The sequence below is a fragment of the Candidatus Merdisoma sp. JLR.KK011 genome, from assembly GCF_036941125.1.
GTDB lineage: Bacteria > Bacillota > Clostridia > Lachnospirales > Lachnospiraceae > Laedolimicola.
Genome location: NZ_JAYWSZ010000003.1, coordinates 2,469,831 through 2,481,158 on the forward strand (window position 1 = coordinate 2,469,831; position 11,328 = coordinate 2,481,158).

Sequence of the window (11,328 nt, forward strand, 5' to 3'; positions counted from 1 at the left end):
ACCGGGTTCTCTGATTCCGTATCCTCTCTATAGCTCCCTGGCGCCCTCTGTTCCTGTCCCGTAAGGAATCACAAAGGCAAAGGTGCTTCCCTCTCCCAGAGTGCTGGTAATCTCCAGGCTGCTGCCGTGAAGCTTTAAAATCTCCGCACAGAGGGCCAGCCCAAGACCCGCGCCGTTGTGGCTTCTGGAACGTGATTTGTCCACCATGTAGAATGCCTCCGTAATCCGCCGGCAGTCCTCGGGTGAGATGCCCACGCCCTCGTCCTTCACCCCAAAGAGGTACCCCTCCTTGCGCTTCTCGCCGAAAACCTCAATGGTGCTGCCCGGTTCTGATGCTTTACAGGCGTTGTCTGCCAGATTTAAGAGAACGGATTTCAACAGATCGGCCTCTCCATAGATACGGCCCGGCTCGTATCGAAACGCAAAGAGATGCTTCTGCTGTTCCTCATACATATCCTTCAGATAACGGAACAGCACCTCCACGTCCATCTCCTGAGGAATCAGCTCTCCCCTCTTGGTCACAATAATATCCAGAAGCCGCAGGGACATGGCCTCCAGCCGCTTCCCCTCCGTATAAATATAGTTGGCCGAGAGAAAATGCTTCTCCTCATCCATCTTCCGGGAGCGCAATAGATCCGCATAGCCAATCACCGCCGTAAGAGGCGTTTTTAATTCGTGGGAAAATGCCGCGATAAAATCCTCTCTGGCCTGTACTTCCGCTTCCAATTCATGGATATTTTCTTCCAGCACCCCGGCCATGTGGTTAAAGTCCCGGGTAAGCTGCCCCATCTCGTCCGTGCTCACCTGCTCCGCCCGGTAGCTGTAATCTCCGTCTGTCATTTTCCTGGCGGCTTTTGTCAAAAGGCGGATGGGCCTGGTAAGCCAGGTAGAGATAAAGAACATAATCACCGAGCTTATCACCAGAATCAGCAGCATCATATTCCGGTACACTAAGAAGCCCCTTGTGCGTTCCTCGTAAACCGATGTCACATCCCGCATGGTTTCCAGGTACAGGGTACGGTCAAGGGCCGTAATCTCGGCGCCTGTCTGAATATAATAGTGCTCGTCCGGATGAATCACCTGATAGGCCCTTGTCTGCTGCTCAATGCTGGCCAGCAGCCTTGTATCCTCCACAAAGCCCTCGCTGGCATAGAGAATCTCACGGTTTTCATCGGAAAGCCGCAGCAGGCGTCCGGTGCCCTGGCCCCTTTTTTCCAGATTCGCCCCTATCTCTTTTACTGCGGAGTTCTGAAGCAGATCGTATTTGGCCGGGATATTGAGAGCCGCCGTCTCAAATGCAAACTGGAGAATATTATTCTCGTCCGCCGCCTGCTCCATTTCCCTCTCCATGGAAGTCTCGAACACATTATTCACAAAGAAATATCCGCCGATGCCCAATGCCGCAGCCATGGTAATGATACAGCTCAGCAATATTTTATAAGAAAATTTCACTATCAGGCCCTCCTATTAAAAGTCGCTGCGCGACAGCTCTAAAGGGTAAAGCTGCTTCGACACACCGGTAATGAGAGAAACTTTTATTCGAAAAAGCTCTCATAAAAGTTCCTCTCGTGCGCCTTTGCAGCTTTACCTTCCAGTTAAAAGTCGCTGCGCGACAGCTCTAAAGGGTAAAGCTGCTTCGACACACCGGTAATGAGAGAAACGCCCTGTCAGATCTCCAGCCGGTATCCCACCTTATAGACTGCTACCAGATTCTTCTCCCAGCCCATCTTCCGCCGAAGCCTCTGTACGTGAAGCTCCAAGGTACGGCTGTCCGCCAGGTACTCGTCCCCCCAGACCTTCTCATACAGCGTTTCTTTGAAAAGAGCTACATTCTTATTGCGGATAAAGAGCACCAGCAGGCCGTACTCCTTGTTGGTCAGCACCACAGGCCTGCCGCCCCTTGTGACCTTCCGGGCCTCCAGATCCACCGTCACGTCCCCGGCTGTCAGAGTCTGCTCCGTCTTGTGGAACCTGCGCAGCACCACCTCCACCCGGGCGGCCAGCTCCAGCACGTCGAAGGGCTTCACCAGATAGTCCTCCGCTCCAAGCTTTAAGCCCTTGATTTTATTCTTAACCTCTCCCCGGGCCGTAATAAAAATCACGGGAACCTTCAAAGGACGGATATATTCCATAATATCAAAGCCGTCCGCCCCGGGAAGCATAATATCCAGAAGAATCAGATCAAAGCTTTCCCGTTCAATCAAATCAATGGCCGCAAGGCCGTCCTGGACACTTTTGCACTGATAACCTGCCGCCGACAGGTTAATGTCTATCAAATCACAAATAGGCTTTTCGTCATCCACAATCAAAATCTTAATCATTCTTCTACCTGCCATCCCCAGTATTCCCGGATCTTCTGTATCATGTCCTCCATGGTATCCTCTTCCGTATACTGGTAATACTCCTCAAATCCCTTGTCTGTCTCAAAACCGCTTGTCCTCTGGTAATAAATAGAGCAGATATTCTCCACCACCTTCTCGCCGGACTCGTCCTCCCGGCTGTAACGGGCCAGAACCACCAGATCCTTCATGCCGTCCCCGTCCACGTCCCGTCCGTTGATTCCCTTTAAAGAATACAGCCCGTCGTAATCCAGCATAGGCTGAAGGCTCCACACGATCTCCCCCTGTCCATTTACCAGATAAATGAGAAAAAAATCATACCAGGCCATGCTGAACACTCCCGGCACCACCTTAAGGCTCCCCAGGCGCTCAAATTCTCTCGTATAGCATTGATCCTGGAAGACCGAAAATCCCTTCGAAGTAAGCTCATCCAAGGTGGTTGCCGTATACAAAAATTCCGTTGAGATTCCGTCCCTTGCATAAAAGAGAATCTGATTGGTGCTCTTGTTCATACTGAACCGGTTGATTTTATCGGAAATGCGCCAGTCCCGGTAGAGACTGCCGCTTCCCTGGAAAATCACGTCTCCCACCTTATAGGGAATCCCGGCGTAATCTCCTGAAGGATTCTCACAGCGGCTGATTAAAATAATATCCTTAAGCCCATCCCCGTTCACATCGGAAAAGGCAACTCCCGTCACATCCGCCACCGCCTGCAGAAGCTCTCTCGGAATCCGGTAATTGGCCTCCAGCTGGTTGTAGCGGTACACCACCTGCCCCTCATCATCCAGAAAAAACAAGGCCAGCCGCCGGCAGGCCCGGTCAACCGCCGGAACCATAGTCAGCTCCTCCGGACAAATGGATTCCAGCGTCACGGGAAATATCTGCTCCTCCATGACCTCATATCCGTTTTCCTCCAGATCTTCCATGCGCTCAATAGCAGCAAACCGCTCCTGGTACATGCGGTATTCCCTTCGAAGCTCTTCCTCCTGGTACATGCGGTATTCCCTTCGAAGCTCTTCCTCCCCGTCCGCCGCTTTTCCCGTCAGCACAGGAAAAAACAGCAGCGCAGACAAAAGAGCAATTCCCAAAAATCCCCCTGCCCTTTCCCGGCTTCCTTTCCCTGCCTTTCCCTTCTCCATCTTCCGCCTCATGGCTGCTCCCATTCCTCCTCAGCCGGCCGCCAGGCCTGTCCGAACTTCACATCCTGAAACAGGGCCGCAAGCCCTGTGATCTGCTTCAGCCGCAGAATCTCATCCCGATCCATTCCCAGATGTCTGGAAATCCAGGCATCCGAACGTCCCAGATCATGAAGCTCCTTCACAATATTGCTCATCAAATCCACATCATGGCTTCCCCTTGCCCGGTTATGGCGGATGGTGCTGGCCATTCTCTGATCAATGGGCTTGTCAATCACTGACACAGGAAGCTTTCCGCCCTCCCTCTCATAGATATCCGGATAATCCAGCATCACCCGGTAGCGGTGAAAACCGTCTACAATGATGTACACATCCCTAGCCTTATCGTAATAACAGACAATCGGCATGGTGTAACCATCCTCCCGGATGCTGTCGTAAAGAAGCTTCATCTCCGGCGGCGCCACGGTGTTGGGATTGTAGGTATTCGGTTCAATTTTTCCAATAGGTACAGATATTACCTGGTAAACAGGACTTTTAAATTTCATATTACATTTCCTCTAAACTTTTATATTTACTGCGGATGATATCAATCTGCTTCTGCTGCTGGCGGCTGATTCCAAAGCCCATAAACCGGCAGGTATGATCGTTTTTCAAGATACAGTAGCACATCCGCTTCCAGCTGGGAATATCCTTGGTGGTTTTGATATCATCTGTGTGATCCGGAATCTTCCCGATAAATACAATCCGCGACTTCCGGTTTAAGGTATAATTGGAAACCCCGTTCCGCCGGATGTGGTAGCCGTGCTCCAAAAGCTCCTGGATGGTTTCCTCATCCAGTCCCCCTCCCGTCTCATGCCAGAATTTTATAGAAGTATTGAACTTTTTCACATAATTATTCCGAAGCCTGGCCGGCAGTGTGTCCAGAAGGAACTGGGTATAGGACTTCCAGGTATGTCCCTCGGGAAGCGTCACATTCCGATAGCCCATGGCCTTGGTTTTTCCGTAGATAGCCGCAAAGTTAGCTCCCTGAACCCGTCCCACCAGCTTCACCCAGATCTCCGGATCAATGACCCGGTAAAGATTGAGAGAGTCTTTCGAATAGTCATTAAAGGGAGAGGCCACGCGCATCTGGGATACCTTTAAGCCTGCCTTATAGTAAAGATCATACAAACGGTTGTAATCGTATGCAAACAGATAGTTGGCATGCCACACGTCCTCCAGGGCCCAGTCGTACATCGGGGAGGCGCACCACACATCCTTAAAGGTTCTGCTGATCCAGCATTCCCCGTGATAGCCGTATTTCTTATTTAAAAATCCGCTGTATCTCTGAAGGGACTCATTGGCCCTTGTTCCCAGAAGGCAGACGGTTTTCTTATCCTCATGGGCCATCCGGTACCATCTGCCGAACTGCTTGGCCAGATCCTCCTGGTGCATCCGGTAATGATACGTAGTCATGGGATTGTTTCCCATATGTATCACATAATCCCCCTTGGGAAGCCTGCGGACCCAGCTTTCTTCCTTTTTATCGTCCCAGGGATACCAGTACATCTCATAGCTTCCCACAGCCGTCCGGGTCGCCATGGGAAGGCACACCCAGTAAAGCTCCACCCCCGGCTCCTTTTTCAGACGCTCAAAAGTCCTTTTCACATATTCCGTAGTCACCGTATACTGTGCCTCAAAATCCTGGTGGAACACGCCGATGCGCTTTCCCGGAAAACATTCCGCCCGGTAATCCAAGACCAGATTCAGAAGCAGTCCGCTGTCTTTTCCTCCCGAAAAAGAGATGTAAATATTGTCAAATTCCTCAAAAATAAATTTCAGCCGTTTTCTGAGAGCTTCATACACATTCTGCTCCAAATACTCCCGTACCATCATGAATCTCCTCCTGGCTGCCTTATGTACGCTTGCATTTTATCGCATGGTATATACCTATCCCTTAAAATACGTTATTCCTGTATCCCTTCGGGACAGGCAGACATTGTCCGTTAACAAATAATTTATCACATTGATAGACTAAATTCAACCAGCGCAGAAAATATCCGGCTTAAAACCAAAAACTCCTTCTCCAAAAATACCCTTTTCCACACACAAAAAAGACCCTCCGCACCGAAATTTCCGGTTTTATCGAAGGGTCTTTGGCCGTCTTACCGGCCGGTACGCTGCTGCAAAATACTCTTATCCTGCTGCCTTTTATTCAATCTTACTGTACCCAAAAGTATTCACAATAGCGTCCACTCTCTGGTTATTCTTGCACATGGGGCAGTTATGGAACTCATAGGTATGGTAGTCCGGAATATCCTTCTGGGTAAAAATGGACTTTACCTCTATGGAACGCGCCTTATTCACCGCACTGAAGATGGCGTTGATTCCCTGGATGCGTCCGCCATAATACTCAATGCACTGCAAGTTCTGCTCCAGGGTCTTTCCTGTGGTAGCCGTAGCCAGAAGCAGCAGCACATTCTTATCCCGTATCATCATCTGCATATTATCCCGGAAAATAATCTGCCCGTCCGTATGGGACTCCGGACTTGCTATGTAAATGGTCTTATGCCGGTTCATGGACATAATTCCCGCATTGGTCAGCTCCTCCGCCAGGTAAGCCCCAATCACTGCGCAGCCCTCCACACAGACAATGGTATCCACCACCGTGTAATTGCAGTACTGCGCCAGAATCCGGGCCGCAGCCTGGGCCTCCTTCTGCCTTGTTTTCAGCATGGCCAGATCAATGTAGTAATTGATGTGGGAGTGGTTCGTTGCAAAATGTCCCGGAATTACCCGAAGAAGAACCTCCCTGTCCGCCTGTGCCGGAATCTTGTACATACGTGTTTCCATAAATCCTGCCTCCTTTCTTTGATTTGCACACGCTTTTTGTGCATAGAGGTATGCCTGCTAAGGTGTTTCCTTAATTTGCACATGCTTTTTGTGCATAAAGGTATCCATGTAAAAATTACGGCTCGTAGAACTTAAGCTCAAAGGAATTCTTAATAATCCTGCGTCCCTCGTCAATGCTCTTTACGGCTCCCACAGCTACAAACTGTACAATGCTGTTGCCAAGCACAGAGCCTTCCGTAGGCCCTGCCGCCACGCGCTTGCCCGTAGCCTTGGCCGTCAGTTCGCACAGAAGCTCATCCTGGATGCCTCCGCCCACCATATTGATGCAGGGGATATTTTTACCGGTAATCTCCTCCATACCTTCGATAGACTTCCGGTACTCCTCCGTCAAGCCATTGTAAATAGCCATCGCCATCTCCCCCAGTCCCTGGGGACATCCCTGGCCTTTTTCCTCACAGTAGGCCACAATCTCTTTCATCATATTCAAGGGCGCTGTAAATCTGGGATCCTTCGGGTCAATGATAAAGTCCTTCCGCTTTGCCTCCCGGGCTGCCTTGATGATATCCGGGAAGGATACCTCTGCTTCAAATTCGCACCAGTTTTTCCGCAGATTCTGCATAATCCACAGACCGTTGATATTCTTTAAAAACTGAATTTTCCCGTCAATACTTCCCTCATTGGTGTAATTGTATTTGTAAGAGGCCTCATTTAGAATCGGCTCATCCAGAACCATTCCCAGTAAAGACCAGGTACCGCAGCTTAAAAAGGCTGCGTCCTGGGATTCCATAGGAGCGCCTGCCACAGCAGAGGCCGTATCGTGGCTTCCCACTGCAATCACCTTCACACCGGAAAGCCCCGTCTCCTCCTCTACCTCAGGAAGCAGATCCCCGATGATCGTTCCCGGCATTACAATATCGCCGAACAGCTCCTTATTCAATCCAAGCTTCTCAATCAATTCAAAATCCCACTCCCTCTTTCTGGCATCCAGAAGCTGAGAGGTGCTGGCAAAGGTATACTCCGTATACATGATTCCCGTCAGGAAATATCCGAAAAGCTCCGGCATAAACAAAAGTCTTTTGGCGTGATCCAGAATCACCGGGCGCATCCCCTTCTCCGCATAAAGCTGGAAAATGGAATTAAAATACATAAATTCCAGTCCTGTCCGGTTGTAAAGCTCCTCCAGAGGAATGATCTTCCCAATCTCCTCCATCATCCCGTCTGTCCGGGAATCCCGGTAGTGAACCGGATTGCCGATCAGGTTGCCGTCCTTGTCAAAGAGACCGTAATCCACGCCCCAGGTATCCACCGCAAGGCTCTGAATCGGCACCTTCCTTGCAGCTGCCTTCTTAAGCCCCTGTTTCATCTCATGGTACAGGCGGAACAGATCCCAGTAAATATGGCCTCCGATTCGTATCTCGTTATTGGGAAAACGGTGCAGCTCCTCAAGCTCCATCTTTCCATCCTCAAGCTTACACAAAACCATTCTTCCGCTTGATGCTCCAAAGTCAAACGCCAGATTGTAAAAAACCTCTCCCATAGTAAAAATTCCTTTCCCTTTCTATATTTCCGCAAGCCTTGCTCTCAGGCGCCGAGACGCCGCTTGCGGATTCATTGCTCACTGCTGTTCTCTTTCCCAGGCTTCCGCCTGTCCCGAACCCTTATTCCTCCGGCACCACCAGGCGCACGCCGCGCTCTGCAAGAAAGGCTCTCCACTCCTTCGACAGATCACGGTCTGTTACCAGGATGTCCCCTTCCTTCATCTGCATGGTTTTTACAAAGGAAACATGCTCAAACTTGCTGCTGTCCACAGCCAGAACCGCCGTGTCCGCACAGGAGTACATAACATTTTTAATATCGCTGTCCAGCTCATTGGAATCGGTCAATCCGTTGCGGATATCGATTCCCTTGCAGGAAAGGACGGCTTTGTCTACGTGGTAGCCGTTCAAGACCTTCTGGGCTGCATTACCCACTAAGGAGAGGGAGGTTTCATTTAAGTTTCCCCCTGTGGAAATCACTTGTATCCCCTCATGACCTGCCAGCTCAATGAGCACCTCCACGGAATTGGTGATTACGGTCAGCTTGTTTTTATGTTTCAGTTCCTTGGCTATCATCAGGGTGGTGGAGGAAGCGTCAAGCATAATCCGGTCGCCCTCTTCAATGAGATCTGCAACCAGCTTCGCAATGATCTGTTTTTCGCTGCGGTTTGTCTTCTCCCGGATCCGAAGAGGCATGTCTACCTTGGTGTTCTGGTTGAGGACGGCGCCGCCGTAGGTCTTTTTTACATAGCCCTCGCTCTCCAGCTTCTCCAGATCCCGGCGGATGGTCTCGTCCGTCACATCATAACGTTTGCTGAGTTCCGATACGAGCACTCTCTGTTCCTTCTGCAAAATCGCCAGAATTTCATTTTTCCGTTCAATGGCCAGCATACCTGTCTCCATTTCTATTTCCATTTTCTTCTCTTTGTTTAGTTTAACACATTTCTTTTTGTTTTTATAGGTTTTTTTGTTGACATTTTGGTAAAAATTTTTCGAAATCAACATAAATCACATAAAATAATAAGACTGCTGTAACGCATCTGCCCAAAAAGGGCAGGATTTTTGGTATCCGCATTACAACAGTCTTTTGTAATTTTGTAAAAATATTTCTTTTGCGCCTCTTTTATTCTCCCAGAATCTCCCTATAGTCCTCCGCCGTAAAGGGAATCTCCATGGTGCGGCAGGCATCTGCGATGCGTTCCGGGCTGGAAGAGCCGTACAGCGGCACGCAGGTAAAGGGCTGGCAGAAGAAAAAGCCGAGGATCGCCTGAGTGAGGGAACACCCGTATTTTTCACGCAGTTTTTTCATTCTGCGGGCAGCTTCCATATTTCCCGGCGTATAGTAAGGATTTTCCTTGACGCCTTCCTCGCCCTTCGCCTCCAGGATATGGAAAAAGCCGCTGCAATTTCCCATATAGGGCATTGCCAGATTGTCTGCATTGTCTATATGATACTGAAATGCTTCGTCCTTTATGTAACCTAAGGTATCGTCGGCAAGGGGCTTCATATATTTCATCCCCAGATTCAAAAGGCTCTGATCAGCCGCAAATCCCCGGTATCCCATCCTGGCGCAGTAGGCGTCCGCCTCCTGCATCCGCTTAGCCGTCCAGTTGGAACAGCCGTAATAGCGGATCTTTCCGGCCTTCACAAATGCCTCCATGGTGTCAATCTCTTCCTCCACGGACTGCTCCTCATTGTCCCTGTGATAAAAATAGAGATCAATGTAATCCGTGCGAAGCTGTTTTAAAGATCCGTCCAGGTCTTCCGCCATATCCTGACGGGTCAGGCGGCTCTCGTGAAGATCCGGAACAGGTCTTGTCATATCCGGGTGGCCTCCCTTGGTGATCAGCACAATCTCACTGCGCTTTCTGCTTCTGGACAGCCAGTCGCCCACCACCCGTTCAGACCGGGCCTTCTCCCCGGGCACCCAGTCGGAATAGACATGGGCCGTGTCAATCACATTGCCCCCCTGTTCCAGATAAGATCCGAAAATCCGATCCGCCTCCGGCCCGTCCCATTTAAGACCTGCATCCACTGTGCCAAGGCCGATGGGAAACAGGGAGAGGTCTGTATTTGGTATTACAATTCTTTTTTCCATCCTTCTCTCCTATTCCAGTTCCGTAACATCCCTCAAAGCACACGGTTATGAAATCAATTTCCAGCCGCAAAAACATGCGTCTGTAAATCGATTTGTGCACTTTGAGGGATATTACTGTTTTAAGTTCCGCTTTTATAATACCTTCTCCAGCCAATCCGAGCCCGGCACATTGTTCATCTCGCAGAACTGCTCCCACACCAGGCCGAAGGGCATTGCCTTATGCTCCTCGCTGTATACAAGCCGGCGTACCAGGTCGTCTGCTTCCTCATATTCCTTCAGTTTATCCGTAGGCTCCAGCAATGCATACAGAAGCGCCTTTTTCACACTGCGGGCTCCAAGGGCCTGGGCCGCAATGCGGTTGATGGAACCGTCAAAATAATCGGTGCCGATATGTACCTTGTCAAAGGCATTCTGACGCTTAATCTCCAGCATCACTTCTTTTAGTTCGTCATCCAATACTACCACATGGTCACTGTCCCAGCGCACCGGACGGCTGACATGAAGCTGTACCTGACGGTCAAATACCAGGTAGCTGGAAAGCTTTGACGATACTGCTTCCGTAGGATGAAAATGCCCCATATCCATGCAGACAATGCAGTTGTTCCGTATAGCTGCATAGTTGGAATAAAACTCATGGGAGCCTACGGTATAGCTCTCCAAACCTAAGCCGAACAGCTTGCTCTCAAAGGAATCTACGCAGTATTTCCAGTCAATCTTCTCCTTTAAGATTTCATCCATGCTCTCCATTAAGAGCTCTCTGTGTTTCAGCTTATCAATGGTATAATCCTTATAGCCGTCGGGAATCCAGTGGTTGTTGACGCTGGTCTGTCCCAGCTCACGGCCAAAATATTCGCTGATTTTACGGCATCTCTTTCCATGCTCCACCCAGAATTCCCGGATCGCCGGATCATAGCTTGACAGCGTAAAATTGCTCTCTGCCTTGTCATGGCTGAAATAAGTAGGATTAAAGTCCAATCCCAGCTGATGCTCTTTTGCATACTCCACCCAAAAAGCAAAATTCTCCGGAGTAATCTCATCCCTGTCCACAAACTTCCCCAGATTATCCAGGTAAACCGCATGAAGCGCCAGCTTATTCTTTCCGGGCACCACGCTCAGCGCCTTGGTCAGATTTGTCATAAATTCTTCCTTTGTACGCGCCTTGCTTGGATCGCTTCCCGTTGCCTGTATGCCGCCGGAAAGGCCGCGATCCGGATTCTCGAATCCGCCAAGATCGTCAATCTGCCAGCAATGGATACTTACAGGGATTTCATTCAGCAGTCTCAATGCCTCATCCGTATCTACGCCTGCCCTGGCATATATCTCCCTTGCGGCTTTATAATTTTCTCCTGTTACTGTCATGCTGCATTTTCCTCCTTCTAATAGATTAT

10 protein-coding genes are annotated in these 11,328 nt (G+C 49.8%); all 10 read right to left on the bottom strand.

Annotated features, from left to right (window positions below; all coding sequences use genetic code 11):
* Positions 1 to 27: 27 nt before the first annotated feature.
* Complete coding sequence (locus VV089_RS13135) at positions 28 to 1,452, bottom strand: sensor histidine kinase (protein ID WP_334336160.1); 1,425 nt, start codon at positions 1,450 to 1,452, stop codon at positions 28 to 30.
* Between the two features lie 215 nt (positions 1,453 to 1,667).
* Positions 1,668 to 2,321, bottom strand: a complete 654-nt coding sequence (locus tag VV089_RS13140) for a response regulator transcription factor (RefSeq protein ID WP_172544116.1) — start codon at positions 2,319 to 2,321, stop codon at positions 1,668 to 1,670.
* The gene (locus VV089_RS13145; protein ID WP_334336161.1) at positions 2,318 to 3,490 is read right to left on the bottom strand and encodes an FG-GAP repeat domain-containing protein; all 1,173 of its coding nucleotides are present in this window, start codon (positions 3,488 to 3,490) and stop codon (positions 2,318 to 2,320) included. The genes VV089_RS13140 and VV089_RS13145 overlap by 4 nt, the downstream gene beginning before the upstream one ends.
* A complete protein-coding gene (locus tag VV089_RS13150) occupies positions 3,487 to 4,020 on the bottom strand; it encodes an IbrB-like domain-containing protein (protein ID WP_172544115.1) in 534 nt (177 codons plus the stop codon). Before VV089_RS13150 ends, VV089_RS13145 begins: the two co-directional genes overlap by 4 nt.
* A 1-nt stretch (position 4,021) precedes the next feature.
* Complete coding sequence (locus VV089_RS13155; RefSeq protein WP_172544118.1) at positions 4,022 to 5,347, bottom strand: phosphoadenosine phosphosulfate reductase; 1,326 nt, start codon at positions 5,345 to 5,347, stop codon at positions 4,022 to 4,024.
* Positions 5,348 to 5,665: 318 nt separating this feature from the next.
* Positions 5,666 to 6,307, bottom strand: coding sequence for an orotate phosphoribosyltransferase (locus VV089_RS13160; protein ID WP_172544114.1), 642 nt, complete (start codon positions 6,305 to 6,307; stop codon positions 5,666 to 5,668).
* Between the two features lie 115 nt (positions 6,308 to 6,422).
* Positions 6,423 to 7,844 carry a rhamnulokinase gene (locus VV089_RS13165; RefSeq protein WP_172544113.1) on the bottom strand — a complete coding sequence of 474 codons (1,422 nt, stop codon included), beginning with the start codon at positions 7,842 to 7,844 and terminating at the stop codon, positions 6,423 to 6,425.
* A 121-nt stretch (positions 7,845 to 7,965) separates the two neighbouring features.
* The gene (locus VV089_RS13170) at positions 7,966 to 8,757 is read right to left on the bottom strand and encodes a DeoR/GlpR family DNA-binding transcription regulator (protein WP_334336162.1); all 792 of its coding nucleotides are present in this window, start codon (positions 8,755 to 8,757) and stop codon (positions 7,966 to 7,968) included.
* 208 nt (positions 8,758 to 8,965) lie between these two features.
* Positions 8,966 to 9,940: an aldo/keto reductase gene (locus tag VV089_RS13175; protein ID WP_334336163.1), complete on the bottom strand. Its 975-nt coding sequence runs from the start codon at positions 9,938 to 9,940 to the stop codon at positions 8,966 to 8,968.
* 132 nt (positions 9,941 to 10,072) lie between these two features.
* Positions 10,073 to 11,299 carry an L-rhamnose isomerase gene (locus VV089_RS13180; protein WP_334336164.1) on the bottom strand — a complete coding sequence of 409 codons (1,227 nt, stop codon included), beginning with the start codon at positions 11,297 to 11,299 and terminating at the stop codon, positions 10,073 to 10,075.
* Between the last annotated feature and the right edge of the window lie 29 nt (positions 11,300 to 11,328).

What these genes read in the sequence shown, in the direction of transcription:
- VV089_RS13170 (WP_334336162.1), bottom strand. Translation starts at nt 8,757, where the DNA reads ATGGAAATAGAAATGGAGACAGGTATGCTGGCCATTGAACGGAAAAAT.
- VV089_RS13175 (WP_334336163.1), bottom strand. Translation starts at nt 9,940, where the DNA reads ATGGAAAAAAGAATTGTAATACCAAATACAGACCTCTCCCTGTTTCCC.
- VV089_RS13150 (WP_172544115.1), bottom strand. Translation starts at nt 4,020, where the DNA reads ATGAAATTTAAAAGTCCTGTTTACCAGGTAATATCTGTACCTATTGGA.
- VV089_RS13140 (WP_172544116.1), bottom strand. Translation starts at nt 2,321, where the DNA reads ATGATTAAGATTTTGATTGTGGATGACGAAAAGCCTATTTGTGATTTG.
- VV089_RS13165 (WP_172544113.1), bottom strand. Translation starts at nt 7,844, where the DNA reads ATGGGAGAGGTTTTTTACAATCTGGCGTTTGACTTTGGAGCATCAAGC.
- VV089_RS13180 (WP_334336164.1), bottom strand. Translation starts at nt 11,299, where the DNA reads ATGACAGTAACAGGAGAAAATTATAAAGCCGCAAGGGAGATATATGCC.
- VV089_RS13145 (WP_334336161.1), bottom strand. Translation starts at nt 3,490, where the DNA reads ATGAGGCGGAAGATGGAGAAGGGAAAGGCAGGGAAAGGAAGCCGGGAA.
- VV089_RS13155 (WP_172544118.1), bottom strand. Translation starts at nt 5,347, where the DNA reads ATGGTACGGGAGTATTTGGAGCAGAATGTGTATGAAGCTCTCAGAAAA.
- VV089_RS13160 (WP_172544114.1), bottom strand. Translation starts at nt 6,307, where the DNA reads ATGGAAACACGTATGTACAAGATTCCGGCACAGGCGGACAGGGAGGTT.